Genomic DNA, 17,066 nt, shown 5'->3' on the forward strand with positions numbered 1-17,066 from the left:
TTTGGCGATTTTGAGCCTTGATTACTGACGCTATAGCTTGCTTGGTGCATGGTGTTCACAGGCATGGGGCTGATGCACGTATGGCTGCTCATAATGATGACCAAATAGCTTTTGAAACTCAGTACTAATAGCTAGCTCGCTTGGTTGTCCTTCACAGCAAATATGCTTATTCAAACAAATGACGCGGCGGCTGCCTTTCATGACCCAGTGCAAATCATGAGAAACCACAAGCATGGCGCAACGTAAGAAATCAGGCAGCTCATCAATAAACTGATAGAGCCAAACTTCGGTATCGGGATCGAGACCCTGCATCGGCTCATCTAAAATAAGCAAATTGGGTTTGTCTAGTAGCGCTCTGGCCAATAGTACGCGCTGCGTCTCACCACCTGATAAATGCAACATCTGCCGTGATAGTAGATGGGTTAATGATAAGTTATCAAAGATAAACTGCCGCTGCTCAGAGGTTAGGCGTTTTTTATCTGCTTGCGCCAACAAATCGCAAACGCGCAATGGCAATATCGGTGGCACAGCAAATCGCTGCGGTACGTAGCCAAGCTGTAGCGGCTGATGTGCTGTCATAGAGCCATCAGTTGATTCAATCAAACCTAAGATAAGTTTGACTAGCGTTGACTTACCAGCGCCATTGGGACCGATAAGGCTGACCGTTTCGTTAACAGCAATGTCAATATCTATGTGAGAGAGCAGGCGTTGAGGCCCAATATGGTAACTGATATTTTTTAAGCTCAATAATTTGTCAGCATTACTCACAGTACTGTCATTTGTAACAGCAGTATTTGACTGATTAGAAGGTAGGGTAGAGGTATTCATAATATGACAACGCATAGGTAAATAGACAATCGACGAATCATGCTTAAAACTTTTACACGAACCACAGTAGTTTTAATTTTACTGGCAAGCTTGGCAACGACCGCTAAGCTCAATGACACTACGCTCAACCACAAACCCCACATCTTGCTCGGCAAAGCTCATCATTTCCTGAACGGGCAGGCTGCTGCATTCTTGAACGCGTTGACACTGATCGCAGATCAAGAAGGCGGCTGTATGCTGGGCGCGCGGGTGACAGCAAGGAACATAAGCATTGATAGAGGTCAACTGATGAATCAACCCTTCACTTAGCAAAAATTCTAAACTGCGATAAACCGTTGGCGGCGCGACATTTTTCGGCGCACGTTTTTTAGTTGTCTTAGTGTCTATTGATAGTGTGGGTGAGCTCGTTGCTTTTTGAATATCGTTGCCATCAGGTATAGATAATCGCATTTGCTGCAACTGAGTGATTAGGTCATAAGCGCCAACGGGCTGATCCGCCTCTAATACCAATTGGTATATCTGCTGACGCAAAGGCGTAAAGCGCGCGCCATTTAGACGGCAATGCTCTTTAGCTGCTGCTAAGCGTTCATGAACATCATGCGGAGTCAGATCTTGCACATCATGCAAATGTTCGCAGATCGATGAAGTAATAGACATGGTACAAGCTCCTAAAAATAGCATGGTAATCGCATGACGTTTTTTATGATAGCGTTTTTTATTGTTATAGCATAACATACTAAAATAAGAACTGAGTTAATTGTCTTATAGTAGTCTTGTATATCTACCCTTTTTACAGGAGTGGGGCAGGACACTATGACTTATACTTTCGTTATCCAACAATGCTATCTAACAATAAAAGAGCTTACTATGAACGCTGTTTTTACTTACTCCGTACGTTCGCTTATCACATTACAGCGCTTGCTAATGACAGGACTGATAGTTCTAGGGTCTTTCACACTGAATGCACAAGCTGCAACGGTCAGTGTTAGCAATTATCCGCTATTCTTGTTAAGTGAAGCGGTAACAGAAGGCGCACCATCAGCCAATCGACTATTGCAAGCGGGGGAGGTGGGACATCATGGTAGTATCAGCCCAGGTGATATCAAAGCAATCAAAGACAGTAAGTTCGTGGTATGGTTTGGTGAGCCGCTAGAAAACAATCTAGCAGCGAGCCTGAAAACAGCCCCAAATGCCATTGCTTTATTTGAGTTTGATGCATTCAATCGACATCCATTACGTGATGTAAAGGGCGACGCTATCACGGGTACACTAGATCCACATATTTGGTTAGACCCTGAAAATGCCAAAGCCATTACTCGCGCATTGGCTGTGATTCATAGCCATGCCAATCCGCAATATAAAGATCTATACCAAGCCAACGCGAAAAAATTTGCACAGCAACTAGACAAAGAAGTTACTGCATTTGAGAAAAGCTCTATTCAAAGTGCCTCAAAAACACGACCTTATTGGGCTTATCATGATGCTTATCAATATATCGAAAATAGCTTACACTTAACGCTCGTTGGCAGCCTGAGCGTAGATCATCACCTATCACCCAAAGCAAGCCAACTACGTTGGTTGAATGAGCAGCGCCCAGCCAAGCAAATGTGTTTGATTAGTCCAAGTGAGCCGGCAAAGGGCTTACTTGCGAAATTGCAACCAGTGAAGAGTACGGTACAACCTGAAGATATGAGTAGTAGCGATGACTTTATCAGCGGTTGGCAGAATATGGCCAAACAGATATATCAATGTATCTCGTAATGTAGCCAAAAACAGCACTTTGCTAGGATTATTTGAGTTGGTTGTACAGCTTCGCTTCGAGCATTTATTACAGACTAAATAATATAATAATCTTAGCAAAATGCGTTAGGTGACTGATAAAAGTCATATTTTACTTGCTTAATAGTTACGCTCTACCTATAATAAGTAGCGTTTTATTTTGGCCGAAAGGTAATGCCTGTAGAGTAAGTCATTCACGGATAAAATTATCATAAGTATGATATATTGTCCCAATGCTGTAAGGGCTATAGGAATACCGATGACCAAGCCTGCCAAACGCACGCAAAAAGACAAGATTGGCATCTATATTAAACGACAATCATGGATACTATTTATCCTTACTATCATTGCTTGGATAGTAGATACTATTTGGCTACATAGTGAGCTTACGATAGCAAAAAGCGCTGCAATTGGTGCGCTACTAAGTTTTATTACTCAAGCAGTATTTGCGTTTTTTATTTTTTGGTACACCGGATATCGCGCGCGCCAACACATCGTTAGCCAGCTATATCGGGGTCAGATGTCAAAATGGTTATTGACCGTGTTTGGTTTTGCACTAATTTTTATTACCGTACAACCCCTATCTGCGCCAGCGCTGTTTATCGGTTTTATGGTAATGCAAATTAGTCACAGTTGGATGTTGTGGCATATACGCTAGCGCTAATAAATGATCGCTAAACAGATGGTTTATTAATAGTACTGGCAAGTCACCCTGCCGTCCAGCTTCTCTATGACTAGTTCGAAAAGTCGAAGCACAACGCTGTCTTAGGATAGCACCAGTGATTATAAAGACCGCACTATGAGTCTCAATGTTAGACGTAGTATGCAGTGAGAGGGTAGGGGTTATTCAACTATCTGTATTGCTGATAATTAGAGTATTGTTATCTGATTATGGTTAGTGGCTATATTAGCAAGTAAAACTGGTGGCTAACTTATTCATACAGTGGATAAAAAAATCACAATTGACTTTACACGAATACAACGCTGCATTAATATAGGCGGCTAAATATTTTGCTTATAAGCGCTACACTAGGCGCCGATCGTAAAAAACGGTCAGTGGGCAAGCACATATATAATAATTTTGCGTATAAAAATGCAAGGGCTATTACTGAGTTATCATAAGCCCTTTTTTGATAGCTAAAATTTATCTCACGCTATCAAATATTGCATATTAGTAATAGAACTATGGGTTGGATGTTGTTGGTTACATGAGTGATTTAGTACGGTCTATTTGTCTGCTTAATAGTAAGATAGATATAAATACTACACCTCATCAGATGACAACCATATTTTTGGTAGTTGATTAAATCGTTGATTAATAAGAAGCTTACATTATGGCATCCGAGCAAACATCATCAGAATATATCTCTCACCACTTAACGAATTGGACGTATGGCTATCTGCCGGGCGAAGGTTGGAAAGTTGCTCATACTGCTGAAGAAGCAGGGCAAATGGGCTTTAACGCTATCCATCTTGATTCTATGCTATGGTCGATTGGTCTAGGTATCTTATTTTGCGCCGTCTTTTGGATGGTTGCCAAAAAAGTCACTTCAGGCGTGCCTGGAAAAACTCAGGCAGCAGTTGAGATGATCGTTGAGTTTGTTGATAACAACGTTCGCGATTCATACAGTGGTACATCAAAACTGATTGCGCCATTGGCGTTGACCATTTTTGTCTGGATCTTTTTGATGAACTTGATGGATTTGATACCTGTTGATTTCATTCCAGGTATTGCTGGGCAAATCGGTGCCGCTATGGGCCATGATCCACATCATGTTTTCTTTAAGATTGTTCCAACGACTGATCCTAACATCACGCTTGGCATGTCGTTCTCTGTCTTTGCACTGATTATCTTTTATAGCATTAAAGAAAAAGGTTTGGGCGGCTTTATCGGTGAGTTAACACTACATCCGTTTGGCGCCAAAAACCCAATCGTACAAGCGATTTTGATTCCCATCAACTTCATCCTAGAAGCAGTTACTCTAATAGCCAAACCTGTATCACTTGGTTTGCGTCTATTCGGCAACATGTATGCTGGGGAATTGATTTTCATACTGATTGCTCTAATGCCGTTTTGGATTCAATGGGCGTTATCGGTACCGTGGGCTATCTTCCACATCTTAGTTATTACACTTCAAGCGTTCGTATTCATGATGCTGACGATAGTTTACATGTCGCTTGCATCATCAACTGAACATTAATTAGACATTCAATAGGTAAATGAGGATACATCAATGGATCCAGTATTAGGTGGTTACACAGTTATCGCAGTAGCACTACTTATCGGTCTTGGCGCACTTGGCACAGGTATTGGTTTTGCTATTCTAGGTGGAAAATTCTTAGAAGGCGTTGCGCGTCAACCAGAGCTTGGCTCACAATTGCAAACTCGTATGTTCATCGTAGCAGGTCTTCTTGATGCTATTCCGATGATCGGTGTTGGTATTGCTATGCTATTGTTGTTCGCTAACCCTCTAGCAGGTTAATCCGAAAGCTCAGTTGTACATGTTTGGTATTCGGAGACTTTCTATCAAATATAGTCAAGATTTGACTACCAAACATGATCAATGAAACTGATTTTTCATTAACAAAGAGGTGATCACGTGAATATCAATTTTACCCTCGTCGGTCAAGCCATTGCTTTTGCAATATTTGTGATTTTTTGCATGAAATTCGTGTGGCCACCACTTATCGGTGCCATCAATGAGCGTCAGCGTAAAATTGCTGAAGGTCTGAATGCCGCAGAAAAAGCAAAAGCAGATTTGGCGACCGCGGAGCAAAATGTCCAGCAGGAACTTGATCTTGCAAAGACCAAGGCTGCCGCTCTAATCGAGCAAGCGAACAAGAGTGCCAATCAGCTCGTCGAAGATGCAAAATCGCAAGCCCAAGCGGAAGGCGAGCGCATTCGTCAACAAGCGCAAGCATCTATCGATCAAGAAATCAATCAAGCGCGTGAATCATTACGTGCCCAAGTTGCTGAACTGGCTGTACTTGGTGCAGAGAAGATTTTGCAAGACAAAGTCGATGTGCAAAAACATGCCAGTATGTTAGACCAACTGGCGGCGAAGCTGTAATTGTGAGGATATAATGGCTGACTTATCAACCTTAGCACGACCGTACGCTAAAGCCGCGTTTGACTATGCCAACGAAAACGGCGCAGTCAACGAGTGGGAAAACTTCTTACTTGTTGCTAGCACTGTTGTCAATGACAAGTCGTTCAGTACTTGGCTAGACAATCCAGCTGTTTCTGCTGAGCATAAGTCAGCTGCTTTGGTCGATCTTTATGATACGCAAGTAGCTAGCGCTAATGATTCTGCTTTTAAGCAGTTATTAAGCGAAGCTCAAGGGACTAGCCTTGACAGTAACGTAAGCTATCCAAAAGTATCAGTAGCACTTAGTAACTTCGTTAAACAGTTATCAGAACAAGAGCGTCTGGCGCTGCTTCCTGAAGTTTATGAGCATTATCGCCGTCACAAGGCAATAAGCTTAAAGCAGCTTGACGCATATGTGACCTCTGCCTACCCATTGACTGATGAACAGCGTCAAACGCTACAAACGCGTCTTGCTGCCTCGCTAAATGCTAGTGTAGTGATTCACGAATCAGTTGATCCAAGTCTATTGGCAGGCGCTACAATCAAAGTCGGTGACAAAGTCATTGATGATTCGATGCGCGGCAAGTTACAACAGTTAAAAACACAGCTAACTGCCTAATGCCAATCATCAATACAGTCAAATATTGGCTGTATGATTATAAGAGCAATTAAGTCAGTGGGCGGGTTATCATAAATTAAAGGAAACAAGGCAATGCAACAATTGAATCCAGCGGAAATCAGTAACCTGATTAAGCAGCGTATTCAAGACCTTGATGCGGGTGCAACTGCAAAGAATGAAGGCACGATTGTCAAAGTATCTGACGGTATCGTGCAGATTCATGGTCTTGAAGATGCCATGTACGGCGAAATGATTGAGTTTGAAGGCGAAATCTACGGAATGGCTCTAAACTTAGAGCGTGATTCTGTTGGCGCGGTAGTACTTGGTGATTACCTAAAGCTGCAAGAAGGTCAAAAAGCCTATTGTACTGGTCGTATTCTTGAAGTGCCAGTAGGTCCTGAGCTGTTAGGCCGTGTTGTTGATGCTTTGGGTAATCCTATTGATGGCAAAGGTCCTATCGATGCCAAGATGACTGATAAAGTCGAAAAGATCGCTCCAGGCGTTATCGACCGTCAATCAGTAGATCAACCAGTAATGACTGGTTATAAAGCTGTTGATACCATGATTCCAATCGGTCGTGGTCAGCGTGAGCTTATCATTGGTGACCGTCAGACTGGTAAAACAGCGATGGCTATTGATGCGATCATCGCACAGAAAGCTTCAGGCATTAAATGTGTATACGTGGCTATCGGACAGAAACGTTCGACTATCGCTAACGTAGTACGTAAGCTTGAGCAAACTGGCGCACTAGAATATACCACTGTTGTGGTTGCTTCAGCATCAGAGCCTGCAGCACTTCAGTATATCGCACCGTACTCAGGTTGTACGATGGGCGAATACTTCCGTGACCGCGGCGAAGATGCACTGATTGTATTTGATGACTTATCAAAGCAAGCAGTTGCTTATCGTCAGATTTCACTACTATTACGTCGTCCGCCAGGTCGTGAAGCTTATCCTGGTGACGTATTCTATTTACACTCACGCCTACTTGAGCGTGCATCACGTGTAAATGCTGATTATGTAGAAAAGTTCACTAACGGTGAAGTGAAAGGTAAAACTGGTTCTTTAACCGCACTACCAATCATTGAAACACAAGCTGGTGATGTATCTGCATTCGTACCAACCAACGTGATTTCGATCACTGATGGTCAGATCTTCCTAGAGTCTAGTTTATTCGCCTCAGGTATCCGTCCAGCAGTAAACGCTGGTATCTCGGTATCTCGTGTTGGTGGTGCCGCTCAGACTAAGATCATCAAAAAGCTATCTGGTGGTATTCGTACCGCTCTAGCTCAATATCGTGAACTAGCAGCATTTGCTCAGTTCGCATCAGATCTTGATGACGCAACTCGCGAACAGCTTGATCATGGTGAGCGTGTGACTGAATTGATGAAGCAGAAGCAGTATCAGCCGATGTCAATCTCTGAGCAAGCAGCCGTTATCTATGCTTCAAACGAAGGCTTCTTAGCTGACGTACCTGTCGAAAAGATTGGTTCTTTCGAAGAAGCGTACCTACGTTATATGCATGATGAGCAAAGTGAATTGATGCGTGAGATTGATGACACTGCGAACTACAATGATGATATCGCAGGTCGTTTAAAGTCATCTCTAGAGACCTTTAAACAAAATCACAGTTATTAATTTAACGGGTTAAGCCGAATTGGTTATAACTGTAGCTTAGAGCTGATAAAGTGGCGCGTTGTCTGACCAGATATTTGCGCCACTGTTTTAACCATTACCGGTATTAGATCGCGTAATGCCACAAGATATAAAATGTTATTCTGTAGGATTGATGTTGTATATCAAACGATTGTCGCATGCGCCAATGCTTTTTAACCCTCTTATATTGGAATCATTATGGCAAGCTTAAAAGAGATACGTGCCAAAGTCACCAGTATTAAAAGCACCCAGAAAATTACTCGTGCTATGCAAATGGTAGCGGCAAGTAAAATGCGCCGTGCGCAAGAGCGCATGGACGTGGGTCGCCCGTATGCTGATAGTATGCGCCGGGTTATTTCACATTTGGTGCATGCCTCATCAGACTACAAACATCCGTATATGGTATCGCGTCCAGTCAATAAGGTTGGCTATATTGTCATTACCTCTGACCGTGGCCTAGCGGGTGGTTTGAATATTAACTTATTCAAAGCCCTAACTAAAAGTATCCAAGATTATCAAGATCAGTCTGTACAAGCTGAGTTTGCAGTCATCGGTGCCAAAGGTGTGAGTTTCTTCAAAAACTTTGGTGGTAAAGTTACGTCGGCTGTGACCGATTATGGCGATAAACCAACGTTTGAACAATTGAATGCACCGGTTCAAGCGATGCTTGAAGACTATAGTAACGGCAATATTGACCGTATCTATGTGGTCTATAACCGATTCGTCAATGCAATGACTCAGAAACCAACGGTCAATCAGTTGGTTCCTCTACCAGAGCAGTCATTTGATGATGAAGACAGTGGTCTACAGACAGAACTTAGCTGGGATTATATCTACGAGCCTGACATCAAGACGTTAATTGATGAATTGCTTGGTCGCTATATTGAGTCGATTGTTTATCAAGCGGTAATGGAAAATATTGCCTCTGAGCAGTCTTCACGTATGGTTGCGATGAAAGCGGCAACAGATAATGCTGGTGACCTTATTAACGATTTACAGTTGGTTTATAACAAGCTGCGTCAAGCGGCGATTACCCGAGAAATCTCGGAAATCGTTGGCGGTGCTGCTGCTGTTTCATAATTGACTACACCTATATATAGAAGTTCAAGGAGAACGCAATGAGTAGCGGTCGTATTGTACAGATTATTGGCGCGGTTCTTGACGTTGAGTTCAACCGTAATGAAGTTCCTCAAATTTTTGATGCCTTGCAAGTAGATGGTACCGAAACTACCCTAGAAGTACAGCAACAGCTGGGTGACGGTATTGTACGTACTATTGCAATGGGTTCAACCGAAGGTTTAAAGCGTAACCTACCTGTTACTAATACTGGCGCACCTATCTCTGTGCCTGTAGGTACTGGTACGCTAGGTCGCATCATGGATGTTCTTGGTCGTCCTATCGATGAAGAAGGTCCTGTTGTTGCTGACGAAAAATGGTCTATCCACCGTGAAGCGCCAAGCTACGCGGATCAGTCGAACAGTACTGAGCTACTAGAGACTGGTATTAAAGTTATCGATCTACTTTGCCCGTTTGCTAAAGGTGGTAAAGTTGGTCTGTTCGGTGGTGCTGGTGTTGGTAAAACCGTTAACATGATGGAGCTGATTAACAACATCGCTCTAAAACATGAAGGTTTGTCAGTATTTGCTGGTGTTGGTGAGCGTACTCGTGAAGGTAACGATTTCTATCACGAAATGCAGGAAGCTGGCGTTGTAAACACTGAAGACTTCAGTAAGTCTAAAGTAGCAATGGTGTATGGCCAGATGAATGAGCCACCGGGTAACCGTTTACGTGTTGCACTGTCTGGTTTGACTATGGCTGAGTACTTCCGTGATACCAAAGATCCTGTTACTGGCAAAGGTCGTGACGTCCTATTGTTTGTTGATAACATCTACCGTTATACACTAGCGGGTACAGAAGTATCAGCACTACTTGGTCGTATGCCATCAGCGGTTGGTTATCAGCCAACACTAGCTGAAGAGATGGGTTTACTACAAGAACGTATTACGTCAACTCAGTCAGGCTCTATCACTTCAGTTCAGGCAGTATACGTACCTGCGGATGATTTGACCGATCCATCACCTGCTACAACGTTTGCTCACTTGGATGCAACCGTTGTACTAAGCCGTGATATCGCATCACAAGGTATCTATCCTGCGGTTGATCCATTGGATTCAACATCACGTCAGCTAGATCCACAAGTAATCGGCGAAGATCATTACAATGTGGCTCGTGGTGTTCAGGAAGTTCTACAGCGTTATAAAGAGCTTAAAGACATCATCGCTATCTTGGGTATGGATGAGTTATCAGAAGAAGACAAACTGGTTGTTTATCGTGCTCGTAAGATTCAGCGCTTCTTGTCTCAGCCATTCCACGTAGCTGAAGTCTTCACTGGTGCACCTGGTAAATACGTACCACTACGCGATACCATTGCTAGCTTTAAAGCAATCATCGCTGGTGAATACGATGACCTACCAGAGCAAGCGTTCTACATGGCTGGTAGCATCGATGAAGTAGTCGCTAAAGCTGAAAAAATGAAGTCTAAGTCAGCGTAAGTTGTATAAGCATAAGCTAACGAGTAGATACAATATAAACCTTATATCTACTCTTCAGTAACGCATCGCAGTTTTACTGTTTTTTGATCGCGCTTTGATGGTAAGGAATTAAGTATGGCAACGTTACAATGTCGCGTCGTAAGTGCTCGTGAAGAGTTGTATTCAGGCGAAATTAGCATGTTAATAGCTACTGGTACCGAAGGCGAGATTGGTGTATTGCCAGGTCACACACCGCTTATTACTTTGCTAAAGCCAGGTGCAATGCGAGTGCAAACACCAAACGGTGAAGAAGAAGTAATCTACGTCTCAGGTGGTGTACTAGAAGTACAGCCTAAGATGGTTACGGTATTGGCTGATACAGCTATGCGTGCACACAATCTTGACGAAAGCAAAATCGTCGAAGCACGTAAAAAGGCTGAGCAAATGCTAGTTAACCAGTCTGATACGCTACAAACCAATGCGGCTTTGGCCTCACTTGCAGAGTCAGTAGGACAATTACAGACTATTCGTAAGTACAAAAACCGCGCGTAATTTATTACTGATAGCTCTAGCTAATCATTTAGAGTTATCCCTAAAAGTAATAATAAAAAGACAGTCCATTATATGGGCTGTTTTTTTATGTCTATTCATTATGAAATTAACTGTTCTGGGGTAAATACACACGGTTATTACTTGGATAGTGTTTGTGGTAGCTCAATCTATTCTCAGGAAAAATCTTTTATTATCAATGAATCATCGCCTATTGGAATTTTCTTAAAAAGACACTGGCGACAACGTTAATATATGGTTATATTAGACATAACGTATTATAAGCAACGAGCAGTAACTGTACGCGATAATATTGGCTCGATGGTTTGGATAATTAGCAAACGATAGATAATACAAATTGCGATGTACTAACGAAGTAATTGACGTAATTTCTGGACGCAAACTAAAGTTTTGATAGGGGTAGTTTATAGGTTTTGTTACCGACTATAAGCTATAGTATAGGAAGCTGATAATTTAATAGTATACTGTGCTACCAAGTTTGTAACAGCTATACGAACATCAATTGTGCCACTATATGGTGCTATTAATTTTACCGCTCTTACTTTTACTGCTTTTAAATTAGATGTATTAGAGGATATAACAATGACAACGAATGAAGAAGACAACACCCCCCGAATCTTGATTGTTGAAGATGATGAGCGTCTGGCCATGTTGACTCAAGATTACTTGGTCAAAAATGGTTTAGAAGTGGCAATTGAAACTGATGGTAATCGTGCTATTCGCCGTATCGTCAATGAGCAGCCAGATATGGTTGTACTGGATGTTATGCTACCTGGTAGCGATGGTTTGACCGTATGCCGTGAAGTACGCCCGCATTATCAAAATCCAATTTTGATGTTGACTGCCCGTACTGAAGACATGGATCAGGTATTGGGTCTTGAGATGGGTGCTGACGACTATGTTGCCAAGCCTGCTCAGCCACGTGTATTGCTTGCTCGTATTCGTGCGCTACTGCGCCGCTCAGAAAATGCACCATCAGAAGATGTGCCACAACGTTTAGAGTTTGGCGAGTTAGTCATTGATAACGGTGGTCGCTCAGTTAATCTAGGTGATGAGCTCGTCGATTTCACCAGTGCTGAATATGATTTACTATGGTTGCTTGCTTCTAATGCAGGTCGTATTCTATCTCGCGAAGATATCTTTGAGCGTCTACGCGGTATTGAGTATGATGGTCAAGATCGTTCAATTGACGTACGTATCTCACGTATTCGTCCAAAAATCGGTGATGATCCAGAAAATCCAAAGCGTATTAAGACCGTACGTAGTAAAGGCTATCTATTCGTAAAAGAAGGCAACTAATATTGTTGCTTCTATAGGTTGATTAATTATTAATCACTATTCGAAAAAACCAGCAACGATGCTGGTTTTTTTGTGGCTAAATTCTAATTTTTAAACTTAAATGCAGTGTTATGTGGTTTAATTAACTCATTATTATAGACGCTGACTAAATATATGTCATACATATAAGTCTTTGGATGATTGCTGCATATGAACTAAAATGCGGTAATTAAAAGTCTATCTCTATTCGATCATGCTCGATATCATCAAACACATAGCACTATCTATATGTTTGATGATATTAGCAATCTCTATTTATTAAGTTGGTCACGGCACGTATGTCATTAGTCTCTTCTTTAAAACACAGTATTTTTGTTCGTATCTATGCTGGGCTACTTATAGTCTGCTTATGTGTGGCACTGTTTGCGCAGTTATTGATGGATACCATTAATAAGGAGCGTGTGCAGTCTTATCGTGAAAATATGGCAATGGGCGCGTTTCATTTGGTGAGTGAAGGAATCTCTCACCAAAATAGCGAAGAAGAGCGTGAATATTGGTTATCAGATGCGAGTAGTTTGTTTGGTACTACTTTTAAAGTCTTGCCTATTGACGAAGTAGATTTTAGCGCCAGTGAGTTACGCCGTTTTAAAAATGATAATACCGTTGTACGTTATTTCAACCAGCCTGTATATGCAGATGTTTATTATCGTTTGCCGGACAACAAGAGTGTTTTAACAGCGAGAATCTCACAGGTTACTGAGCAGCAAGTACGGGCAATCGCGGTCTTTTTGTTAGACGATTTGTCTTATCACATGACACTGTCGGACAAACGCGCACGTTTGGCTGAATTGGAGAAAAAGTTTTCTTTTCCTTTAGCGTTTAAAGCAGTTAATACGCTTGAGTTAGATTCAGATCAGCTGTCTCGTTTGCGTCGTGACGAAGTCGTCATATCGCTGCAAGATACTAACAGTAGTACGAGTAACTCTGCGATTAGGGTAGTGGTACCCTCTGAAATCAATGATATGGCAATTTTGATTGGGCCTATACCGTTATTTAACTGGTTCCCGCTTAACTTAATTATTAGTATGATTCTTATCAGTATGTTCCTAATTAGCTTAGGTGTATATGCGCTCATCTTCCCGCTTGAACGTAAGCTACAATTGATTCAGGTAGGTGTGAATGAGGTCAGTCAAGGTAACCTTGATATTCAAGTACAGGTTATTGGTCAAGATGAAATAGCGCGTTTGTCAGCGACTTTTAATGCCATGACCTCGCATATTAAGCGTTTGATTGAATCACAGCGAGAGCTTACCCGAGCGGTCTCACATGAGCTGCGTACGCCAGTGGCTCGTATTCGATTTGCAGTAGATATGCTCGCTGATACTGATGACGAAGACTCACGTTTTATGCAGCGTGATTATATTGATGAAGATATTGAATCGCTTAATGGTTTGATTGATGAGATTTTGACCTATGCTAAGCTTGAGGAAGGGTCACCAAAGTTAGATTTAGAACCAGTAAACTTAAGAGAGCTGTTAGAGCAGATCGAGCGCGAAACCAATGCGCTAGGTAAACCTATCAAAATAGTAACCAGTTTACCAAATGCAAAAGTAACAGCAGTGGCAGATAGACGCTACTTACACCGTGTGATTCAAAATCTTGCAGGTAATGCATTACGCTATGCAGAAACAACCATTATCATTAGTGCTGGTGTCAAAAAAGGTAATGCCTTCGTTAGTGTCGAAGATGATGGACATGGTATTCCTGAAGCAGATCGCGAAAAAGTATTCATTCCATTCTCACGCTTAGATGACAGCCGTACACGCGCGTCAGGTGGCTATGGCCTAGGCTTGTCTATTGTATCGCGTATTGCCTTTTGGTTTAATGGTAGTATGAAGGTAGATGAGAGTCGTGAGTTAGGCGGCGCAAGGTTCGTGATGACGTGGCCTATTAAACCATTGACGCAAATTCTTGCTGCTGATGAATTGACGCAGGAGAAAAGCGAGCGCGACTTCGATACTAAGTTGTCAGATTAGACCAAGTTATAGGGCTAAGCTATAAGAGCAAGCTATCAGACTAAATCATCAGACTACGCCATAATTATTAGTCATGATACTAAAGATAATCAGCGTCATCTTAACGGTATAACACGATAGCGCTTTATAGCCAGGTGACGCACTTGTCGCTATTTTTAAGACAGTTGGACAATGTCATAGGAGAGCATAGGATGCCGTATTTATTTGGTGGCTTGGTAGTGTTGAATGCGATTACGCTAGGCTATTATTTATTTTTAAAACAGCCATCAACGACCCAAACACTACGAACAGCTCAGGCTGAAATTACCCAGCCATTAGCTTTTACTAACAGTGCTGAGTATATTCCGCCGGCTATTGGTAGCAAAGACTAGCTTTGATATCTTTGCTTATTCAGATTGAAGTCTTATCACTATTTTAAATTTGGCGCTGTACTGTCTACCTCAGATACTTCGTCTACGTCAGCCGCTAATGTCGTATCTCCAGCGACTTTAGAGAGTAGGGGAATGCGTACGCATACTTGTAGCCCACCTTCAGGGTGGTTAATGGCTTCAACAGTACCGTGATGTAATCGTGCAATACGATCAACAATTGCAAGACCTAGTCCGCTACCTTGAGTAGTCCGTGCCGTCTCTCCACGTTCAAACGGTTGCATAATCCGCTCTAATTGATCATCAGCGACGCCATCACCGCAATCTCGTACACAAATCACTAACTGTTCTTGAGCTTCTTTGTTCACTACATTTTCACTGACCACATCCGTATCTTCGTCTTCGACAGTTTCTATAAATGTCGGTACAACCGTTGCCGATAAATAAATAGGTGGCTTTCCATAACGATTGGCATTATTAACCAAGTTGATAATCAGGCGCTTGATGGACAATGGACGTACGGGAACGACCTTGTCGCATTCTGACTCATATACAAACTTCATTGGCGCAAACTGCACCATGATTTCGTTAAATATGGTATCTAGATTGGTCAAGCTGACTGGCTCATCAGAACCGTCTTTCATAAAAGAGATGAACTGCTCCAAAATGGCATCCATATCCTCAATATCGTAAATCAGCCCTTCACGGAAAAAATCATCTGGTAGCATCTCTGCAGTTAAGCGCATACGTGTCAACGGCGTCCGCAAATCATGTGAGATGCCGGCAAGCATGATTGTTCGCTCTTTTTGCGCTTGGTTTAAAGTCGTAAACAGTCGGTTAAAGGCCATATTAACTTGACGTATTTCTGTGGGGCCTTTCTGAGTTGGCAGTGTGGTTGCATGACCAAGACGAATATAGTTAGTAGCCGCCCGTTGTAAGTAGCGTAGCGGGCGATTCAACTGACGCGCTAATAGAATAATTGTGAGTAGCGATAGAATAGGCAGTCCAATCAAAAATAGCACCAATAACGTTGGGCTATATTGTGAATAGTAAACCACAGGCTCGCGCACCCAAAAACTGTCATCACGGCTATCTTGTACCCATAGCTGCGGCGTTGGCTTAAATTTAAAATAGACCTCTACAGGACGACCAAGCTGCGCACCGATTTCACGCTGTAGTACGTCAGTGAAAAAGCTCACGAATGGCTTGTCAGCGACTTCTGGAAAGTCGCTCGGATTATTTACCACGACGACATGAGAGTGCTGGTAAATCCATTGGCGTACTTCGGGACGACCTTGCCAGTCTTTATTAACACTATTGATCAGCTGCAACTCACTCGTCAAATAACGCGCATGGTTTTTTAACTCTGGCAGATACAGACTACGCCAAAAGAACAAAATTGATAAGCTCACACTAATAAGCACGATAAAGGCAACCATCAAGGTCGTTAGCCAAGTGTTGGAATAAGAGCGTGGCAGCCAACCTTTACGACGCGGCTTTGGGTTTGGAGAGATCATATGTGTCCAACAGAGTAAAAGAAAAGTTATTGTGATATAGCGTGTAGCTCTTTAAATACGATTGCCTTAAGGCTAGTCCATACATCGATCTATAACGGTATATCATAGAATAGCATAACCAATAAATAGTACTGATACAGTATGCAATCGACGAGCAAGCCAAATATTTATTGGAACAGATATAAAGTTAAGCTTAAGGATAAATGTATTTAGTAATCATCTATTTTTCAGAGAGAGCAATAGTAATCTATAGAATCTAAAGAAAAACTTTAAAAATAAGTCATTATCATCAGTTATATTTTACTTAGGTCGACATTTAAGCTATTGTTAATAAATAATTAAATATGCACAGTTTATGTTTTCAACAAATAAAGACTGTGATATAATTATGCCCTTTTTGGTATACCTGCGAAAGAGAGAATTCACATGGTTGTTATTCGTTTAGCACGGGGCGGTGCCAAGAAACGCCCATTTTATCAAGTAGTTGTTGCTGATCAACGCCGCGCGCGTGACGGTCGCTATATTGAAAACATCGGCTTTTTTAACCCACTCGCTAAAGAGTCTGAAGAAGCAGTACGCCTAAACATGGAAGCGTACAATGCGTGGATCGCAAAAGGTGCACAACCTTCAGATCGCGTTGCTTCATTAGCAAAAGCTTACAACAAGTCTGCAGCTCAAACTGAAGCAACTGCTTAAGTTTTGGTTGTTGCTGAGACGTTCGTAGAAAACTATGACATGACTCAGTAGACTTTAGAATACATAGCGTAACTGGTCTGACCAGGGTGCGCCATTAAC

General features: G+C 42.1%; 17 protein-coding genes. 14 read left to right on the plus strand and 3 right to left on the minus strand.

Annotated features, from left to right (window positions below; genetic code table 11):
* Positions 1-30: 30 nt before the first annotated feature.
* Positions 31-828, minus strand: a complete 798-nt coding sequence (locus FQV37_RS07520; protein WP_160022081.1) for a metal ABC transporter ATP-binding protein — start codon at positions 826-828, stop codon at positions 31-33.
* A 78-nt stretch (positions 829-906) separates the two neighbouring features.
* On the minus strand, positions 907-1,485 hold the full coding sequence (locus FQV37_RS07525; RefSeq protein ID WP_160022083.1) for a Fur family transcriptional regulator: 579 nt from the start codon (positions 1,483-1,485) through the stop codon (positions 907-909).
* Between the two features lie 210 nt (positions 1,486-1,695).
* On the opposite strand from FQV37_RS07525, the gene FQV37_RS07530 reads away from it, so the two are divergent.
* From FQV37_RS07530 to FQV37_RS07590, 13 genes are all read left to right on the plus strand, one after another.
* Positions 1,696-2,589, plus strand: coding sequence for a metal ABC transporter solute-binding protein, Zn/Mn family (locus tag FQV37_RS07530; RefSeq protein WP_240990980.1), 894 nt, complete (start codon positions 1,696-1,698; stop codon positions 2,587-2,589).
* A 277-nt stretch (positions 2,590-2,866) separates the two neighbouring features.
* A complete protein-coding gene (locus tag FQV37_RS07535; protein WP_160022087.1) occupies positions 2,867-3,265 on the plus strand; it encodes an ATP synthase subunit I in 399 nt (132 codons plus the stop codon).
* 676 nt (positions 3,266-3,941) lie between these two features.
* The gene (gene atpB / locus FQV37_RS07540; RefSeq protein ID WP_160022089.1) at positions 3,942-4,808 is read left to right on the plus strand and encodes a F0F1 ATP synthase subunit A; all 867 of its coding nucleotides are present in this window, start codon (positions 3,942-3,944) and stop codon (positions 4,806-4,808) included.
* Positions 4,809-4,841: 33 nt separating this feature from the next.
* Positions 4,842-5,090 carry a F0F1 ATP synthase subunit C gene (atpE, locus tag FQV37_RS07545; protein ID WP_010197960.1) on the plus strand — a complete coding sequence of 83 codons (249 nt, stop codon included), beginning with the start codon at positions 4,842-4,844 and terminating at the stop codon, positions 5,088-5,090.
* 117 nt (positions 5,091-5,207) lie between these two features.
* Positions 5,208-5,678 carry a F0F1 ATP synthase subunit B gene (locus FQV37_RS07550; RefSeq protein ID WP_101205956.1) on the plus strand — a complete coding sequence of 157 codons (471 nt, stop codon included), beginning with the start codon at positions 5,208-5,210 and terminating at the stop codon, positions 5,676-5,678.
* Between the two features lie 13 nt (positions 5,679-5,691).
* Positions 5,692-6,315, plus strand: coding sequence for a F0F1 ATP synthase subunit delta (locus FQV37_RS07555; RefSeq protein WP_057762004.1), 624 nt, complete (start codon positions 5,692-5,694; stop codon positions 6,313-6,315).
* A 93-nt stretch (positions 6,316-6,408) separates the two neighbouring features.
* On the plus strand, positions 6,409-7,953 hold the full coding sequence (gene atpA / locus FQV37_RS07560) for a F0F1 ATP synthase subunit alpha (RefSeq protein ID WP_057762002.1): 1,545 nt from the start codon (positions 6,409-6,411) through the stop codon (positions 7,951-7,953).
* Between the two features lie 216 nt (positions 7,954-8,169).
* Complete coding sequence (gene atpG / locus FQV37_RS07565; protein ID WP_160022091.1) at positions 8,170-9,051, plus strand: F0F1 ATP synthase subunit gamma; 882 nt, start codon at positions 8,170-8,172, stop codon at positions 9,049-9,051.
* A gap of 38 nt (positions 9,052-9,089) precedes the next feature.
* Positions 9,090-10,523 carry a F0F1 ATP synthase subunit beta gene (gene atpD, locus FQV37_RS07570; RefSeq protein ID WP_057761998.1) on the plus strand — a complete coding sequence of 478 codons (1,434 nt, stop codon included), beginning with the start codon at positions 9,090-9,092 and terminating at the stop codon, positions 10,521-10,523.
* Positions 10,524-10,637: 114 nt separating this feature from the next.
* Positions 10,638-11,054: a F0F1 ATP synthase subunit epsilon gene (locus tag FQV37_RS07575; RefSeq protein WP_057761996.1), complete on the plus strand. Its 417-nt coding sequence runs from the start codon at positions 10,638-10,640 to the stop codon at positions 11,052-11,054.
* 600 nt (positions 11,055-11,654) lie between these two features.
* Entirely contained in the window at positions 11,655-12,371 is a 717-nt protein-coding gene (locus FQV37_RS07580) for a response regulator (RefSeq protein WP_057761994.1), read from the plus strand.
* A 317-nt stretch (positions 12,372-12,688) separates the two neighbouring features.
* Positions 12,689-14,386: an ATP-binding protein gene (locus tag FQV37_RS07585; protein ID WP_160022093.1), complete on the plus strand. Its 1,698-nt coding sequence runs from the start codon at positions 12,689-12,691 to the stop codon at positions 14,384-14,386.
* Positions 14,387-14,577: 191 nt separating this feature from the next.
* Complete coding sequence (locus FQV37_RS07590; protein WP_160022095.1) at positions 14,578-14,757, plus strand: hypothetical protein; 180 nt, start codon at positions 14,578-14,580, stop codon at positions 14,755-14,757.
* Positions 14,758-14,795: 38 nt separating this feature from the next.
* Here FQV37_RS07590 and FQV37_RS07595 read toward each other — a convergent pair whose 3' ends face one another.
* A complete protein-coding gene (locus FQV37_RS07595) occupies positions 14,796-16,271 on the minus strand; it encodes an ATP-binding protein (protein ID WP_160022097.1) in 1,476 nt (491 codons plus the stop codon).
* Between the two features lie 426 nt (positions 16,272-16,697).
* On the opposite strand from FQV37_RS07595, the gene rpsP reads away from it, so the two are divergent.
* The gene (gene rpsP / locus FQV37_RS07600) at positions 16,698-16,967 is read left to right on the plus strand and encodes a 30S ribosomal protein S16 (RefSeq protein WP_021812802.1); all 270 of its coding nucleotides are present in this window, start codon (positions 16,698-16,700) and stop codon (positions 16,965-16,967) included.
* The last annotated feature ends 99 nt before the right edge of the window (positions 16,968-17,066 follow it).

It is taken from the genome of Psychrobacter nivimaris (assembly GCF_009812035.1).
In the GTDB taxonomy this organism is placed as follows: domain Bacteria; phylum Pseudomonadota; class Gammaproteobacteria; order Pseudomonadales; family Moraxellaceae; genus Psychrobacter; species Psychrobacter nivimaris.